Annotated in this window: 17 protein-coding genes; 5 read left to right on the top strand and 12 right to left on the bottom strand. The window is 58.0% G+C overall.

Translation table 11 applies throughout. The features are described 5' to 3' along the window. Nucleotides 1–148: 148 nt before the first annotated feature. Nucleotides 149–2,125, top strand: a complete 1,977-nt coding sequence (locus tag JFT91_RS04880) for a methyl-accepting chemotaxis protein (protein ID WP_201231716.1) — start codon at nt 149–151, stop codon at nt 2,123–2,125. 12 nt (nt 2,126–2,137) lie between these two features. On the opposite strand, the gene JFT91_RS04875 is transcribed toward JFT91_RS04880, so the two are convergent. The 12 genes from JFT91_RS04875 to JFT91_RS04820 all read right to left on the bottom strand — a co-directional run bounded on the left by JFT91_RS04875 (nt 2,138) and on the right by JFT91_RS04820 (nt 13,589). Next, complete coding sequence (locus JFT91_RS04875; RefSeq protein WP_201231715.1) at nt 2,138–2,851, bottom strand: NTP transferase domain-containing protein; 714 nt, start codon at nt 2,849–2,851, stop codon at nt 2,138–2,140. A 7-nt stretch (nt 2,852–2,858) separates the two neighbouring features. Beyond that, complete coding sequence (locus JFT91_RS04870; protein ID WP_201231714.1) at nt 2,859–3,479, bottom strand: gamma-glutamyl-gamma-aminobutyrate hydrolase family protein; 621 nt, start codon at nt 3,477–3,479, stop codon at nt 2,859–2,861. Next, the gene (locus tag JFT91_RS04865; protein WP_201231713.1) at nt 3,476–5,791 is read right to left on the bottom strand and encodes a PEP/pyruvate-binding domain-containing protein; all 2,316 of its coding nucleotides are present in this window, start codon (nt 5,789–5,791) and stop codon (nt 3,476–3,478) included. Before JFT91_RS04865 ends, JFT91_RS04870 begins: the two co-directional genes overlap by 4 nt. A gap of 6 nt (nt 5,792–5,797) precedes the next feature. Continuing rightward, nucleotides 5,798–6,547, bottom strand: a complete 750-nt coding sequence (locus tag JFT91_RS04860) for a class I SAM-dependent methyltransferase (protein WP_201231712.1) — start codon at nt 6,545–6,547, stop codon at nt 5,798–5,800. 2 nt (nt 6,548–6,549) lie between these two features. Further along, nucleotides 6,550–7,092, bottom strand: coding sequence for an adenylyl-sulfate kinase (locus tag JFT91_RS04855; protein ID WP_201231711.1), 543 nt, complete (start codon nt 7,090–7,092; stop codon nt 6,550–6,552). 71 nt (nt 7,093–7,163) lie between these two features. Further along, nucleotides 7,164–8,336: a hypothetical protein gene (locus JFT91_RS04850; protein ID WP_201231710.1), complete on the bottom strand. Its 1,173-nt coding sequence runs from the start codon at nt 8,334–8,336 to the stop codon at nt 7,164–7,166. A gap of 300 nt (nt 8,337–8,636) precedes the next feature. Next, on the bottom strand, nt 8,637–10,130 hold the full coding sequence (locus tag JFT91_RS04845; RefSeq protein WP_201231709.1) for a YifB family Mg chelatase-like AAA ATPase: 1,494 nt from the start codon (nt 10,128–10,130) through the stop codon (nt 8,637–8,639). 171 nt (nt 10,131–10,301) lie between these two features. Then, complete coding sequence (locus JFT91_RS04840; RefSeq protein WP_171057229.1) at nt 10,302–10,472, bottom strand: hypothetical protein; 171 nt, start codon at nt 10,470–10,472, stop codon at nt 10,302–10,304. A 34-nt stretch (nt 10,473–10,506) separates the two neighbouring features. Next, nucleotides 10,507–11,043: an N-acetyltransferase gene (locus tag JFT91_RS04835; protein ID WP_201231708.1), complete on the bottom strand. Its 537-nt coding sequence runs from the start codon at nt 11,041–11,043 to the stop codon at nt 10,507–10,509. 667 nt (nt 11,044–11,710) lie between these two features. Next, nucleotides 11,711–12,256 (bottom strand): N-acetyltransferase, encoded by a 546-nt coding sequence (locus JFT91_RS04830; RefSeq protein WP_347340310.1) that lies wholly within the window; start codon nt 12,254–12,256, stop codon nt 11,711–11,713. A gap of 195 nt (nt 12,257–12,451) precedes the next feature. Further along, the gene (locus JFT91_RS04825; protein ID WP_201232238.1) at nt 12,452–12,964 is read right to left on the bottom strand and encodes a BRO-N domain-containing protein; all 513 of its coding nucleotides are present in this window, start codon (nt 12,962–12,964) and stop codon (nt 12,452–12,454) included. A gap of 364 nt (nt 12,965–13,328) precedes the next feature. After that, nucleotides 13,329–13,589 carry an accessory factor UbiK family protein gene (locus tag JFT91_RS04820; RefSeq protein WP_201231707.1) on the bottom strand — a complete coding sequence of 87 codons (261 nt, stop codon included), beginning with the start codon at nt 13,587–13,589 and terminating at the stop codon, nt 13,329–13,331. Nucleotides 13,590–14,002: 413 nt separating this feature from the next. Between JFT91_RS04820 and glnK the strand changes: the two genes are divergently transcribed. The 4 genes from glnK (at nt 14,003) to sutA (ending at nt 16,787) form a co-directional block, all read left to right on the top strand. Continuing rightward, nucleotides 14,003–14,341, top strand: coding sequence for a P-II family nitrogen regulator (gene glnK, locus JFT91_RS04815; protein WP_002555808.1), 339 nt, complete (start codon nt 14,003–14,005; stop codon nt 14,339–14,341). A gap of 38 nt (nt 14,342–14,379) precedes the next feature. After that, nucleotides 14,380–15,717, top strand: coding sequence for an ammonium transporter (locus JFT91_RS04810; RefSeq protein WP_064589789.1), 1,338 nt, complete (start codon nt 14,380–14,382; stop codon nt 15,715–15,717). Nucleotides 15,718–15,933: 216 nt separating this feature from the next. Continuing rightward, nucleotides 15,934–16,359 (top strand): secondary thiamine-phosphate synthase enzyme YjbQ, encoded by a 426-nt coding sequence (locus tag JFT91_RS04805; protein ID WP_201148218.1) that lies wholly within the window; start codon nt 15,934–15,936, stop codon nt 16,357–16,359. A gap of 101 nt (nt 16,360–16,460) precedes the next feature. Continuing rightward, nucleotides 16,461–16,787 (top strand): dormancy-specific transcriptional regulator SutA, encoded by a 327-nt coding sequence (gene sutA / locus JFT91_RS04800; protein WP_007920420.1) that lies wholly within the window; start codon nt 16,461–16,463, stop codon nt 16,785–16,787. Nucleotides 16,788–16,836 lie beyond the last annotated feature (49 nt).

The following is a 16,836-nucleotide window of genomic DNA, read 5'->3' as shown; positions in this document are numbered from 1 at the left end:
AACCCTGCTGAGTGCTCAAGTATTCGGGTTTTCCGCCGACTACGAGCAAGTGGAACCGTCGTGCCGGTATCCACGAGCCACCCCCACTATTAGAAAATTATCCGAGCTGCGATCAAGGAGGATCGAAAAGTTCGGCCAGGAGCTGTCCATGTCTCAACCTCGCGCTCGGATCGCCTCGCAGCTGGGCCTCGCGCTCGCCGTGATACTGGCGATTGTCATCAGCGGCAGTACGGTGTTCGCCTTGCGTTCGCTGGATACCGCCAACCTCGCCACCCGTGAAGAGCATCTGGCCAGCGAAGCACGTCTGCTGGCCGACCAACTGAGCACTTTCCACGGCACGCTGCGTGAAAGCACCCAGCGCCTGAGCGGGTTGTTCGAGAAGCGCTTCAGCGCCGGTCTGAGCATTCATCCCGATGAGCCAGTGACGGTGGCTGGAACCCAGACCCCGGGCCTGCACTTGGGCAGCGAAGTGTTGAACAACAACTTCAAGGAAGTCGACGAGTTCAAGCAGATGACGGCGGGCGTCGCCACGCTGTTCGTGCGCAGCGGCGAAGACTTTGTGCGGGTCAGCACCTCCCTGACCAAACAAGACGGCACCCGCGCCATCGGCACCTTGCTTGATCACGCGCACCCGGCTTACGCGAAGTTGATGGCGGGGCAGGGTTATGTCGGCCGCGCCTTGTTGTTTGATCGCTCTTACATGACTCAGTACACGCCAGTGCGCGACGGCAGCGGCAAGGTGATTGCGGTGCTGTTCGTCGGTTTCGATTACACCGACGCGCAGAACATTCAGTTCGACAACCTCAAGCGTTTCCGCATCGGTCAGAGCGGTTCGCTGGCGTTGCTGGATGAGCAGAACAAATGGCTGGTTCCGCCAGCGGGCGTGCAGGCGCTGGATCAAGCCGTACCGGTGATCAATGGTCTGGTGAAGACGCCGGGCAAAGGCGAGTTCTGGAGCGACAAGTCGGAGGACTTCTACAGCATCGCCGTGCCGTTCGATGGCGGGCCGTGGTCGGTCGTGGCGAGCATGCCGAAGTCGGAAATTCGTGCCGTGACCTGGAGCGTCGGTACGCAACTGGCCATTGGCAGCCTGTTGGCGATGTTGTTGGCGGTGGGTTCGGTGGTGTGGCTGCTGCGCAGCAAACTCGCGCCGCTGAGCGATCTGGTACGTCAGGCCGAAGCCTTGGGCGCCGGTGATCTGAGCGTGCGCCTGAACGTGTCGAGCAATGACGAGATCGGGCAACTGTCCCGCGCGTTCAACCAGATGAGCCAAGCGTTGTCGACCATGGTCGAGCACATCCGCCGCTCTTCGGAAGAGGTCAACAGCCGCGCACAAGCCTTGTCTGGCCTGTCCGGCGGCGCGTACGAAGGCATGGAGCAGCAGTCTGGCGAAATCACCAGCATGGCCGGTGCGGTTGAAGAGTTCAGCGCCACCTCGCTGAACATTGCCGACAACATGGGCGCCACCCAGCGTCTGGCCCAGGAAAATGCTCAGCAAACACAAATTGGTCGCAGCTCGATGGAAGAAGCTTCGTCGTCGCTGGAGCAAATTGCTGGCGCCCTGAACAGCACCGCCACGGTGATCAACACCCTTGGCCAGCGTTCTCAGGAAATCGGCGGCATCGTTGGCGTGATTACCTCGATTGCCGAACAGACCAACCTGCTCGCGCTTAACGCTGCGATTGAAGCCGCGCGTGCCGGTGAGCAAGGTCGCGGCTTTGCCGTGGTGGCGGATGAAGTGCGCAGTCTGGCTTCGCGTACTCGTCAGGCGACCGATGAAATTTCCAGCATGATCCACAGCATCCAGCAGGAGACCGGCAACGCGATCAGCACCATGGAGCAGGGCAATGTGCTGATGCAGGAAGGCTTGTCGCGTAACGCTAATGTTGCGTCGGCGCTGGCGCGCATTGATGAGCAGAGCCGTTCGGCGGGGCAGCAGTTTGCGGCGATTACCACGGCGACTCAGGAGCAGAGCAGCACCGCGACGTTGCTGAGCAGTAATTTGCAGAGCATTGCGTTGGCCAACAGCGAGCAGCGTGAAGTGGTTTCCAACCTGGCCGTGACCGCCAAGGAACTGGAAGGTCTGGCGGCCGAACTGCGTCAGGAGGTTGACCGGTTCCGTTAAGGCGCCGGTGCCTTATTGATACACCGAGAGGTCCTCACTGGAGTCGACCTCTCCCCATTCGCCGGTGTAGGCGACAGCTTCAATTGGCACCCGACCGGCATCGATGACGCGTTGCAGAGTGTTGGTCATGTGCATGCTGTCGCGTTGCTGCGGCGACAGTTCGGCACGCAGTCGCACGACTTCCGCCCAGCCTTCGGGAGTGAAGCGCAAAAGCCCCATGTACTGACCCTGAACGTCATCCACCGATTGTGGCTTGTTGCCGATTTCCGCCAGCGTGTGCGTGGCGGCCAGGCGAAAGGTTTCGGCATCCAGCAATGGGTCGCCGAAACGCTCGGTCCACAGCTGCAACCAGTTGGGGTCGTAGGTTACGGCCAACGCCGCGTCGCTGTTGATCAACGACTGCACGGCCACAGGGCTGTAGAAAATATCCGAATAGCTGACGATGCACGGCTGACCCTGAAGCCAGGACTCGGCGCAGGCCAGTGACGAAACCATATTGGTCTCGGCCCAGCGCGGGTTGTGAAACTCGCTCAGACCACGCTCTGCCAGCAGCTCGCGCTTGTAACCGGTCACCACCGCGATGTCGCTGATACCCGCTGCCCGCAATGACTCCAACTGCCATTCCAGCAGTGGTTTACCGCGCAACTCGACCAGACATTTTGGGCGTTCATCGGTGAGGCTTTTCATGCGGCTGCCACGTCCGGCAGCCAGAATAATGGCTTTCACTACAGGTCTATCCCGTGAATGCTTCATTGGAGTCGGTTTCGCCAAACAGGCGCTGCAGACGCTGAAGGTCGTGCACCGCGAAATCGCTTTCACGCTCCGGGTGCCACATCCAGCCCTGCCACGGTAGTTGCAGGTGGCGGATCGCTTCGATTTCGCCGTCCTCGCTGCGCGCCAGCACCTCGAACCCGAGCGGGCAATCGGCGAGGGCGAAGGTGTGATAGCTATTGACCTCGGCGACGATCTGCCCGGATAGCTGATGCCGGGTGCGTACATGGCCGGTGACCGGTTTCAACGAGACACCCGACCAGTGCGCAAGCATTTGCATGCCCCGGCAAATCCCCAACAATGGCAGATGGCGCGCATGGGCGTGGTCCAACAGCCTGCTTTCAGTGAGGTCGCGAGCCGGGCACTGACCGATGTCGTTGCCGCCCGACAGCACGATGGCCTGTGGGTTAACCGCTGCCAGCCAACGATCGAGGTCGTCGGGTGATTGCCAGCCGTTTGGCACTGGCACAGGGATAAAGCCTGCCGCCTGCACAACCGCGATCAGGCGCTGATCCAGCGCGTCACGGCTTTCGCCGCGTTCTGGATGCATGTCGACACGTTGGCTGATCGCGACCACTTTCATGACATCAACTCCACTCGGCGACCCGGACAATCGAGGTGCAGAAAGTCTGCCGTCGACCAGCGACGGTAGAGCACTTCGCCGGCGCCAATCACTGCTGGCAAGCCAAGCTCACCGGCACGGATCGCCATGTGCGAATTGGCCCCGCCCCACGCAGTGATCAGCCCGGCAATCGGGTAGGCGAACAGCCAGTCAAACCCCGGATCGGCGTTGGGAATGCAAACAATCGCCCCGGCGAGTTTTTCCCGGTCATCACACAGCACCACCGGCGCGGTCACGCGTTTTTGCGTAATGAAATTGGGCGCAGTTTCCGGCCACTCGAAACACCAGACATCTTCTGGGCAGGTGATCACCGGCGGCAGCGACATCTTGAGTGTTTCGGCGTAACGCGCCTTGCCTTGTTCGATGCTGCGCAACAGCAGCTCTTTCGGGTCCGCCGCTGCTACGTGCAGCTCCTGGAAAGCGCTGATGTCGCAATAAGCCAGATCCTCGCGACCAATGCCGTACTGCGCACCGACCTGAGCGATCAAGGCCAAAGCATCGGAGAGGTTACGCGTGAAGTGAAACTTGGCCAGCTCGCGCAACTCGATGCCGTTCTGCAGGAAGTCCAGCAGCCCCACCGGATCAGGCTGCAGGCCATGGATTTCGAGCTGTTTGACGATTTCGCGCATCTGCGGCAGCGTCAGGGAAAACGGTCGTAGCGGCTCCGGCGCAGCGGGGCTTTGCGTCCAGTCGAAATACAGCTCTGGCGCCTCGTCATAACGCGGCGAGAGGATGTCGTAAGTGCCCGGTCGCAAATGCCCGTAACGGGCGAGGAACGTGGTTTTGTCGAGGGTCGCGCGATCACGGGCCAACTGCCCGCTGACGGTGGAAACCCCGGCCATGAACGCATCGTAATCCGCCTGCGAAAACACGCCGACGCTGACCAGCGATCGAAGCATCTGCACGGCAACAAACCCGGCGCGGGCCAGGCCGGCGAAGGGCAGGGTGCCATAACGCTTGGCATCCTCCAGCAGCCAGTAGATGCGTTCGAGCGGGTCGGCATTGGAGGCCAGTAACTCTTCGCGACGGGCGTTGAGTACCTCAAGCTTATTGGCATCGCTGCGCCACAAACCGTCCTTGGGGTGCACGATGCGGTTGGTCAGCTTGCGCAGACTGGTGCTGATGGCGTCCAGTTCATGCTCAAGAAAACCGGCACTGCGCAAACGTTCCAGTTGCTGCGACAAGTCGAGGGTGTAGCAGGAGAAAACGATCTCGAACTCTACCTTGTCGTGCAGCGTCGGTTCCGCCAGCAAGCGATCAATGTAGTAATCCACCAGGCGACCGGCCAGCCCTTCATCAAGGTCGGCCGGAATGAACGAGTTGAACGACAGGCGCACATCGATATACGGCAGACCGAAAAAATGCGGCATCAGCGGGAAGCTGCGCAAGTTACGGTAGCCATAGTTGTGGCGCTGGTAAGCCCAGATCGAGTCAGTGACCAGATCCCGATACAACGAAAGCGCCAACGGTTTGGGCCGGATACCGATGATCTCGGCCGGGTTCCAGTCGGGCATCACGCCGTACACGGTGCGCTGACCGATCAGAAATGGATGCGCACGCATGCCCCGTTCGACTTTGCTCTGAATGCTTTGCAGACGGGCGAACTGGGTGGCCGCGGACTCAGGCACCGCCGGCAGAATCAATGGCCGGGCTTGCAGCAGCCAGAGTGTCTCGCCTTCAGCATCGCGGGTGACCGCGAACTCGCAGTCGACCGGTCGATCACCAAACAGGCTGAGCAATTCCTCGAGCAAGGCCACCACCGGTGCGAGCGACGCGGGCGCTGCCACTGCACTGTGCGCCGCCTGCTGCCAGAGCCGGCCACCCATGCCGCCAGTGACGGCGGCGGTGTCATCGCCCTCTGACCAATTCACCACACGATACGGTGCGCAGGTGTTGGGGTCGTGAGAGAAGGCCACGCCGGAGCGCAGCACATTGCCGAGCATGGGTTGAATCAGAATCTCGTCAGTCAGGTGCACATCGCCGTAACTGGCGATGACCTGTTCGATCGCCGAGACCAGTCCAGCCTCATCGACATTCGGCACCGACAGGAAGGCGCCGGCGAACGACGCCTGCGCACTGTCCTCGCGCCCGCAACTGGAGCGTACGATCCACGGAGCGGCTGGCAGCCGACGCTGGATATCCTCAACGCAGGCGCGCTGATCCAGTTGCCAGTCCGCCACAGTGAACGCCAGCAACGGCGCAATGTGCGCCGAGGCGAGCCGCCCTTGCAGGCTGGTCAGGGTGCCGGCCTTGGTTGAGAAATGCAGGGCCATCAGCGGTTATCTCAGTTGAGCAACCCAGATGTTGGTCGAGTACGGGATCTGGATCGACGGCGTCTGCAGGCTTTTCAGGTAGTCGTCGATGGCCGCGATCACTTCATGGAAGCTGGCGCCAGCCTGACGTTCCAGCGTGGCGTGCGAGCGCCAGGCTTCGAGGCATTCTTCGATCGACTGCTCGTGAATCACACGGGCATCCAGATGCACGACCGGGCCGAACAATTCGCTGGCGTCGATCACGGCGGTCTGGTCTTCACGACGGGTGCCGTAGCCATAACCGGCTACGCGCTCTTTGATGATGGCTTCGATGCGCGCCTGGATCGGGTCTTCCAGATTGCGGTGGTTCCACATGCAGGCAAACCAGCCGCGTGGCTTGAGAATGCGCGCGGTTTCCTTGAGCGCCTGCTGACGGTCGCAAACATTGAAGGAGCTGCCGAAAGTGACCATGTCGAACGCATGCGCCGCTTGACCGGTGGCTTCACCGGTGCCTTCGTGCCATTTGACATTGGCCAACTCGGCGGTGCGCTTTATGCCGTTGGCGCGCATCGCATCGTTGGGTTCTACCGCTGTGACATCCAGGCCGCGGGCGGCCAGCATCAGCGTCAAGTGCGCAACACCCGCGCCGACGTCGCAGAACTTGTCGCCTTGCTCGGCACCGGCAATCGACAGCATGGCGTCGATTGCCGCGTCGGCGTAGTCAGGGCGCTTCAAATAGGCATCGGCCAGGGTGGTGTAGTCCCATTCGGTTTTCATAGTCAGTTCCTTCCAAGAATTTTAGGGAGCAAATCATCGGCCAGACGCTGGCTGGAGCGTTCGTGATCGAACTCAACCAGGCAGTCCGCCGCCAGCGGTTCATCAATGTCCAGGTCGAGCCCGGCAACGTTATGCAGTTCGCCCGCATCGAAACGGCGATAGATGTCCTTGGGGTCGCGGCGACGCAACTCCTCGACGGGCACCTTCAGATAAATCTCGAAATAATTGGGTAGATGGGCGCGGTTCCACTCGTGAACCTCGCGAAACAGCGAGATCGTGGCGATCACCACGGTTTGTCCCTGCGCAGCGATCATTTTGCACAGGCGAGCGTATTGCAGGGCGAGCGCGAGGCGACCCTCGCGGCCGTGGTTTTGCGTGCTGCTGGCGGCGGCGCCAAATACCTCGCGCAATTCATCGCCATCGAGCATTACGACCGAGCGTCCTTCAGCACGCATTCTGGTAACGAACTCACCGGCAAGCGTTGATTTGCCCGCTCCTGAAAGGCCCGTAATCCAGATTACCTGTCCACCAGCATCACGTTTCATAGTGTTCTGACTTGTGTTCGATTGGAATGTATTGGCAGGCTGTTCCCTCGCATGAGGTCAGGCCTGCTTTTTTAAGGTTTGTCGCGCTCGCTAATGTCTCCGAAAGAGTCAATCGAGAGCGGGCAATACTTCGACTCGTGCCGGTATTCAATCAAATCGTGGAACACTTCCTGAGGCAGGGGCAAGTCGCTGTACTGTGCCTGGTAGAACTTGTTGTATATGTAATAACTGTCTTCTGGTGTCAGCAGGCTGAACCCTAACGCCATGTCTCTGAGCTCATTACTGCTTCTGGCGATTGGCAACAAGTTGTCCATTTGATTCAGCCAGGTGTTGACGGAGAGATTGTTCTCGTCAGTAAACGGCACGTAATAAATCGGCAGTTTGCAGGTGTTGAGCATGAACGACACACCACCGGTGGATGCGTCGGTAATGACGGTGTCGCATTGTGCATAGAAAACCGTGCTGCTGGTGCCTGCCTTGTCGATGGTTATCCAGTCATAGGCAGACAGCTCTTTGCACAGAGCCTGTACGGTCGGATGGGAAAGTTCGGCCATGTACGGACGCAAGATGAACGTCGCGTGGGGAATTTGCGATTTGACTGCATTGATGACGGCCTGCAGGTTCTCATACAGCGTCGCCCCGTTCGGGCAGATACCCAGTTGAGTCGGCAGAAGCCCTACGACATAGTCGTCCGAGGTTTTTGTCGATGGCGGTGGTGACTCGAAATTACCGGGAATCTTCACCGGCAACGTGGCCACCGGGCTGGTGCTGCGCATGTCCGAACGCAACGCCAGTCCATCGACCAACATTGTTTTCAGGGCCTTTCTGTCGCGACGGTATGCCTGCATTCCGGCCGTAATCAAATCAAAGCCTGACCGGGAAGAAGCGATGATCACATCCCAGTAAGAGGTCAACTCGGCGTAGTAATACTTGTCTTTGGTCGGCATCCCGACATTGCCGTGACTGATGAAAATGCCAAAATTCGAGTTATCCAGCAGGCGTCCGGCATAGGCATCATTTGAAATGATAACCTGCGATTTCAAGCTTGCAATGAACTCATTGCCAATCTGCTCTACCGGGAAATCAAGGACGGCTTCGACTTCCTCTCTGCTCAAGCCGGTACGATCAGTGTTAATTACGATACAGTTATATTTTTCTCGAAGCGATTTAAGCGCTGGAATCAGATACTCGAGATATGTTTTGCCACCGTCCGCCACGTTGCTGAGCAAGTAAACATTTTTCATGATGAGGTTTTGCTTTCAAAGTTTATTTAAATAAGAACAATGCCAGACGGAGTCATAACGCCGGACAGGCCTTTTTAGTTGTCTGAATTTAAATTAATGAATTGAATAGCTTTGATAAACATTAGAAATCTTGTCCATGATGTCCCGCCTCCATTTCCACGCTGAATAATGCTCTATGTCTTGACGATAGACGGATAATTAGCAAAAAGAGCGCCGCCGTTATATCACATCTCGGCCAATGGCCATCAGCGCTCGGACGTTTATTTTTCAGGATCGTCCGTTTACGAGCAGCGCCGATGTTCATTGTGTTGCCGGCCGGTACTGCAAAGCCTCCGCCAGGTGTTCGCGCGTGATGTCTTTTTCCTGGCTCAGATCGGCCAACGTCCTGGCGACCTTGAGCAACCGGTGCGCCGAGCGCAGTGACAGGGTCAGCCGTTCACAGGCTGATTCCAGCCAGGTCTCATCGGCTGTGGATAACTTGCAGTGCCGCTTCAGGCCCGGCAGATCTAGAAACGCATTGGCGCAACCTTGACGCTTTTGCTGGCGCTCCCGAGCCTCGGCCACCAACGCTGCAGCGCTGGCGCTGTCCTCACCTGGCTTTACTGCTGGGTTCAACGCCGTCGCCTCCCGCGCCACTGTGAGGTGCAAATCGATCCGGTCCAGTAGCGGGCCTGACAGTTTGTTGCGATAGCGTTGGACCATATCCGGTGTGCAGGAGCACTTGCCGCTTGGCTCGCCAAGATATCCACAGGGGCAGGGGTTCATCGCCGCCACTAACTGAAACCTTGCGGGAAAACGCACGCGATCCTTGGCGCGGGCGATCACGATGAAGCCAGACTCCAAAGGCTCACGAAGCACTTCCAGCACCTTGCGATCGAATTCCGGCAACTCATCGAGAAACAGCACGCCGTGGTGGGCGAGGGTGATCTCGCCGGGTTGCGGTTTCGAGCTGCCGCCGACCAGTGCCGGCCCGGATGCGGAATGGTGCGGTTGACGGAATGGCCGCTGCGGCCAATGAGTCAGCGGCGCGCCGCTGGCGACGGATTGAATCGCCGCCACTTCCAGCGCTTCGCATTCGGACAGAGGTGGCAGCAGTCCCGGCAACCGGCTGGCCAGCAATGTTTTACCGGTACCCGGCGGCCCGCTGAACAGCAAGTTATGCGCGCCCGCAGCAGCAATCAGCAACGCCCGTTTCGCCGCCACTTGCCCCTGCACTTCATTCAAGTCGGGATAAGGCTTGCTGGCATGCATCAACCCGTCTGACACATACGGCTCAACCGGCGTATGCCCATTGAAATGCGCCACTGCCTCCAGCAAATGATCCACCGCAAAGACCTTCAACCCCGAAGCCAGACACGCCTCCTCGGCATTCGCCCGCGGCACTACCAGCGCCCGACCCGCCTTGCGCGCCGCCAATGCTGCCGGCAACACGCCACGCACCGCTCGTACCGCGCCGGACAACGCCAACTCACCCAGACATTCCACATCATCGAGCGTCAGACACGGCACCTGCACACTCGCCGACAGAATCCCCAGAGCAATCGCCAGATCAAACCTCCCGCCATCCTTGGGCAGATCCGCCGGCGCCAGATTCAAAGTGATCCGCCGCGCCGGAAACTGCAGCCCGGAATTGATGATCGCGCTGCGCACCCGATCCTTGCTCTCCTTCACCGCCGCCTCGGGCAGCCCGACCATGGTCAACGACGGCAGACCGTTGGCCAAATGGACTTCGACGGTGACAGCGGGAGCATCCACGCCAATCTGGGCGCGGCTGTGGACGATGGAGAGGGACATGGTCGTTCCTTGAGCTGAATCGGGGGCCGCTTCCTGCGGGTTTTTGAAGGGTAGTCTGGGGAGAGGGAGTTGGTCGGACAGTTTTAAGGGCGAACTTTCACTGGATGTTGCCGGAGGCACTAATCCTCAGGCATAAAAAAACCGCCTGTCAGGCGGTTATTTTGGCGGTACTCAGGTTCCACCACCGGCGAGCCAACCATCGGGCTCCATTTCCTTGCCATAGGTCGCGGCCACTTTCAGAAAATGCCGCTGACTGGCTGAAACTCTGTCCGGCAATCCGAGTGCCTCGGTACCCGGTTTGGACACCCGTGCCGGTTGGGTTTTCTGCTTCTTCTGCTTCATAAACACCTCACGTGCCGGGATGCTTGATTCGATCTTATTGGTCGTCCAATGGAAAGACAAGGCGACCGGTTGTATCAAAATAAAATCCCAGCGTTTGATAGTAAGGGATGGCGCCTGAGTCTGGCTCTTGTACTTCGATTTGCGTGCACCCCAGCTTCCGGGCGTAGAACTCTGTTGTCAGCAATGCCATCGGAGCGATCCAGCCCCGCAAGGTATTCGTCTTGCAGGTGTGTCCCTGCAAAAGGACGATTTTCATGCAGATCGTGCTTCTTCGCGGTGTTGCGTAGCACAGTCCGCACAGTTCTTCTTCGTACCACAACGCCAAGTCCAGCCCTTTTGCATCTTTGGTCTTCCAGTCCAAAACAGCGTCCCAAGGATACCCAGCGGGGCCGGTCCACTGGTGGAATGCGTTGATTGCTACTGGAGTAATCGGATCGATCCTGAGTGATAGAGCATCAACTCCAGCCGCCAGGGCTCCTGGGTCCATGGACATTGCTTGATGTGCGAGTTTGCGCGATTCAGATTTGAGTGTCTGATTTCGAAGCTCGGTACCTTTGCCTTTTCTTCGCATCGTCTTGTTCTGTCGGGATCAATATGCAGACGATATCGAAGGCATTGATGCTTACGTAATCAGACGTAGGGGACGGTCCTCGTAGGACTGTGCTTGCGTTAGTGAAGGACGTTGGAGATGGCCAGTTCAGGATGTGAGGGGGCGGAGAGGCAATACTTGATGTCGGCATGGATGAGGGTTTTACGCTGCTCTCGATCGTAAATGAGCTTTGACTCCTGAGCGGTACTGACGGATCATCCCGTTCGAGGACTGCAACTGCGCATTCGTCGGGACTGGGCACCAGTAAAAGCTCCCCCGCATTTTTGGCAGCAGAGAAAGCTGGTTTCTCTGAAGTAGTGACGACGGGCTAGCCTGTCGGATTCTGAACCCAAGGCCGTAAGGCCCGGAGCTAAAGAATCGCTGCGACTACTCCTCAAAAAATACTTAAAAGGCGTCCATCGGACGCCTTTTTTATTTCTGACTCAGGATCTTCTACCGGCCAGCGGGCCGCTTGGCTCAAGCGCTGGCCCACATGTAACAGCAACTTCAATAAATCGCCGTTGGTTGGCTGACATATCCCCAGCCAACCGGAGTGCTTCGAGATGTAGTTCAACAATCTGAAGAAGCTTTGCCTTTCGCTTTTTTGGGCTCATACGCACCTCGTGCGATTGGGTTGTTGATTTCGATGTTATTGACCGTCCACAGAAATGACAAGCCGGTTGGTGTGGTCGAATTCGAACCCCAGTTTTCGGTAGTAAAAAACAACATTCGGATCAGGATCCTGAATCTCGATTTCTTTGCATCCTAGCGCTCGCGCATAGTGATCTGCGACAAGCAGAGCAATCGGCGCGATCCTGCCGCGAAGCGGGTGCGCACTGTCCGGATGCCCTTCCAACAGAATAATCTTTAAGCAGATAGAGCTTGCGCGCGGGGTCGCATAGCACATGCCGCAAAGAATCTGTTTGTACCATATCGCCAAATCCAGACCTTTCGCATCTTTACTTTTCCAGTCTGCAACGTCATTCCAAGGGAAAATTGTTGGCCCCTCCCAGAGAAAGTATTGCGTTATCGCTGCTGGGGTAATTGGCTCAAACTTGACCGCTGCTGCATCAATATTCGGGATTCTCGGGGCAATGTTCTTGAGAAAGAATTTGTGGGCGATCTTTCGCGAGTTTGATCTGAATGTCTGGTTACGAAGATCCGTTGCTTTGCCTTTTCTTCTCATTGTTTTCATCTGTTTGGATCTGGTCGCAGAAGATAGCCAGCAGAGAGGGGGCAGCGAAATCAGACGTGGGGGACGCGTTTTGTAGGACGTTACTTCTGTGAGAGGGGGATTTCGGAGTAGGGGGCTGGAGAAAATGAAGACATAAAAAAGGTCATTTCAGTGGCATCACTGAAATGACCTTTGGTGAGGTTGCAGCGCAAAAATTCAGATCAATTGCAGAGCCTTTCTCCACCATGAGTTCACAGCCGTACGGTTTACCTGTTCTCGCTCCGTCACCATGTGTGGCACATCCTGCAACCGTATCCACGGCTGATTATTCCAGTGCAACAAACTCAACGTCATGTCCGGCCAACTGAGCAGGCTCAGGTGTGGACGTTCGCTTGTGCTGGGACGTTGGGCGTCGCGCAGGGTGGGGATGACTTGGTGGGTGAGCCATTCGCGCAGGGCTCGGTATTCGGGGCAGTAGTGGTAGACGAGGAGGGCGTAGATGCCGGATTCGCTGATCAGCAGGGTGTTTTCGATCTGGTTGTGGATCAAGGTTTTGCGGGTTTGGTATTGGTCGGGGTCGAGTTTTCGCAGCATGCGTTCGTTGAGATAAATGTGTAGCAGGCGACTCAGGTCTCGGGCGCAGAACCAGGGTTGGTTCTGGATGAGGAGGGCGTGGAGGGGGAGTTTGTGGCGGGTGAAGATGTAAGGCTTTAAATAGGTTTCTTCCATGGTGCAGTTCTCGAATTCGAATGAAGAAAACTGCCTCTGATCGTCGCCAAACGATTGGGTGGCAGTTGTACGCGGGTTGGCGAACCGGAGCAAAAGGAACCCGGCAGACCCGAAGGTCTCCCACGCACAACCGCCATGAAACGATGTGGCGGTAAATGTAGCCGCCATCATGGTTGTCGTGCGCCTTAAGCTGTCCAGGTCGCCAAACCCAGTGCTGAACATTCAGCATCGGATGAGCTTAAAAACCTGGGCTTTTCGGCGCAATCGGACGGCGATGGTGCAGGTTGTAGGACGTTGCCGGGATGGTTGAAGGGCTGGAGATCAAAAGATCGCAGCCTTCGGCAGCTCCTACAGGGGGCGCGGATTATTCAGCGGGCGGTGTCAGCTTGGCTTCCATCTCGGCGACTTTGGCTTCGAGGCTTTCGAGGCGAGCGCGAGTGCGGGCCAGAACAACCATCTGACTATCAAATTCTTCACGGCTGACCAGATCCAGTTTGCTGAACGCACTCTGCAGCAGAATCTTGAACTGGCTTTCGATTTCGGCTTTCGGCAGCGGCGTTTCGCCGTTGAACAGGCGGGAGGCGGTGCCGCTCAGGGCGTCGAGGAAGTCTTTGGGCGCGAGCATGGTGGATGTCCTGGAAACAATGGCCGGTAGTGTATCACGCAGTGTCTATAGTCATTTGCAACGGCCGCGATGCACGCTTTTCGCGCAGGCGGACGGACGGCGATGCACCGTTGTTGTGCGTATCCGTCAAGGCTTTTGCGCGGCAGTGCCAGCGACAGTGGCCAATGGATTGAAATCACAGGTTTTTGGCGAGATGGCAAGGTTTCTGCTTAGTCACCTTCGACCCATGCACTGATGCAGTCGCTGTGACGAATGCAGTGCGGCAGACGAAGCGGGGAGTTTCGTCAGCAGCGGTTAGCTGGCGTCAGTCGGGCAGGTAAGGCCGACGATGCGTTACAAAGCCAGGCACTGCGCTTAGACTTGAGTCGGGTTTGTTTTCCTGGGGCAAGTCCACCAATTCGGGAGAGAGTTTCATGAAGCTAGTCACTGCCATCATCAAGCCGTTCAAGTTGGACGACGTGCGCGAGTCGCTGTCCGAAATCGGCGTGCAGGGCATTACCGTTACTGAAGTCAAAGGCTTCGGCCGGCAGAAGGGTCACACCGAGCTGTATCGCGGCGCGGAATATGTGGTCGATTTTCTGCCCAAGGTGAAAATCGACGTGGCCATCGACGACAAGGATCTGGATCGGGTTATCGAGGCGATAACCAAGGCGGCCAACACCGGCAAGATCGGTGACGGCAAGATCTTCGTGGTCAATCTGGAACAGGCGATTCGCATCCGTACCGGCGAAACCGATACCGACGCGATTTAAAAGCCGCCACAAACCCCAACGCCCCAGGAGAAAACAATATGACTCTGCGTAAATTCGCAGGGCTAGGAGCCCTGTTGTCCATCGTAATGCCCAGCCTTGCAATGGCGGCAGACGAAGTGGCGGCCCCAGTCCTCAACTCCGGCGACACTGCCTGGATGCTCACCTCGACGGCACTCGTGCTGTTCATGACCATCCCGGGCCTGGCGCTGTTCTACGGCGGCATGGTTCGCTCGAAAAACATTCTTTCCGTGATGATGCAGTGCTTCGCCATTACCGGTCTGATCAGCGTCCTGTGGGTCATTTATGGCTACAGCATCGCGTTCGACACCACCGGCATGGAGCAGGGCGTCGTCAACTTCAACTCCTTTGTCGGCGGCTTCGGCAAGGCGTTCCTCGCGGGCATCACGCCAGCCAGCCTGACCGGGCCTGCTGCGTTGTTCCCTGAGGCGGTGTTCGTCACCTTCCAGATGACCTTCGCGATCATCACTCCGGCGCTGATCGTCGGTGCGTTCGCCGAGCGGATGAAATTCTCCGCGATGCTGATCTTCATGGGCATCTGGTTCACCCTCGTTTACGCGCCGATTGCGCACATGGTCTGGTCCGGTAACGGTGGCCTGCTGTGGGACTGGGGTGTGCTCGACTTCGCGGGCGGCACCGTGGTGCACATCAACGCCGGTGTGGCCGGTCTGATTTGCTGCCTGGTACTGGGTAAGCGCAAAGGCTTCCCGACCACGCCGATGGCTCCGCACAATCTGGGTTACACCCTGATGGGCGCGGCGATGCTGTGGGTTGGCTGGTTTGGCTTCAACGCCGGTTCCGCTGCGGCGGCCAACGGCACTGCCGGCATGGCGATGCTGGTTACTCAGATTGCTACCGCCGCGGCGGCGCTGGGCTGGATGTTTGCCGAGTGGATCACTCACGGCAAACCTAGCGCACTGGGCATCGCCTCGGGTGTGGTGGCCGGTCTGGTTGCAATCACTCCGGCTGCCGGCACCGTGGGCCCGATGGGCGCACTGGTGATCGGTCTGGCGGCGGGCGTGGTGTGCTTCTTCTGCGCTACCACCCTGAAACGCAAACTCGGATATGACGACTCCCTGGACGCGTTTGGCGTACACGGTATCGGCGGTATTCTCGGCGCGGTTCTCACCGGTGTGTTCGCTGCTCCGTCGCTGGGTGGCTTCGGCACCGTGACCGACATCGCCGCTCAAGTATGGATTCAGTGCAAAGGTGTCGGCTTCACGGTGATCTACACCGCGATCGTCACCTTCATCATCCTCAAGGTGCTGGACGCCGTGATGGGTCTGCGTGTGACCGAGGAAGAAGAGTCGGTTGGCCTCGATCTGGCACAACACAACGAACGCGGCTACAACCTGTAAGTACGCGCACTGAAAAAAATTGCCCGGTTCGCCGGGCATTTTTTTGTCCGGGATTTGTCATTGAAGGACAAGCTGAAAGGATTTTTCGTACGCCTTTAGTCGTGTTTACGACGGCGGTTTTTCACCGGCCAATGGCTTACATCATTGAGCGAATATTAGGGCCTTTGTTTTTTCCCAGAGCGCGCTAGAATGCGCCCCGAACGTGCGGAGAACTGTATGTGGCAACAGACTCTGATTACCCTGCGGGCACGGCCCCGGGGCTTTCATCTGGTAACGGACGAGTTGATCAACGGCCTGCCTGAACTCAGGGAGTGCCGGGTCGGTCTGTTGCATTTGTGGCTGCAGCATACCTCGGCGTCGTTGACCATCAACGAGAACGCCGATCCGGCGGTCCGTCGCGACTTCGAACGATTTTTCAATCGTCTGATCCCACAAGGAACAGATGGCTATGAGCATAACGACGAAGGCCTGGACGACCTCCCGGCGCACTTCAAGGCCAGCGTGCTGGGTTGCCAGATCAGTCTGCCGGTTTCGGCAGGTCGTTTGGCACTGGGCACCTGGCAGGGCGTTTATCTGGGCGAGCACCGTGATCATGGCGGTGCCCGAAAAGTCCTCGCCACCTTGCACGGTGAAGGGGCATAACCGCTGGTCAGCAGCGGTTAACGATTTTTTAACGGCGACTTTCGACAGTTGCCAAAGCTGGTCTATAACTAATCTGCTTTTCGCAAGTCATGAGGTAGAACATGAGCGACGATGATCTGGAAAACGACGACCTCGAAGTAGGCGACGAAGACGAGGCCGAGGAAGGCCTGGAAGCGGCAGCGGAAGACGTTGCTGATGACGATGGCGGCGACGATACGCCGGCCCCGGCTGCCAAAGGCAAAGCCAAGGCTGCGGTGTCGGTAGACGAGTTGCCGAGCATTGAAGCCAAGAACAAGGAACGCGACGCCCTGGCCAAGGCCATGGAAGAGTTCTTGTCGCGCGGCGGAAAAGTGCAGGAAGTGGAGGCCAATGTGGTCGCCGATCCGCCCAAGAAGCCGGACAACAAGTACGGTAGCCGCCCTATCTGAGGCGTGCCGCTTGCTTGCTGAAAAAGCCCGCCGTCGCTGCGGGCTTTTT

This window comes from Pseudomonas sp. TH08, assembly GCF_016651275.1.
GTDB lineage: Bacteria > Pseudomonadota > Gammaproteobacteria > Pseudomonadales > Pseudomonadaceae > Aquipseudomonas.
Note: the sequence above shows the minus strand (reverse complement) of the source record. Positions and strands in the feature narration are given on the sequence as shown.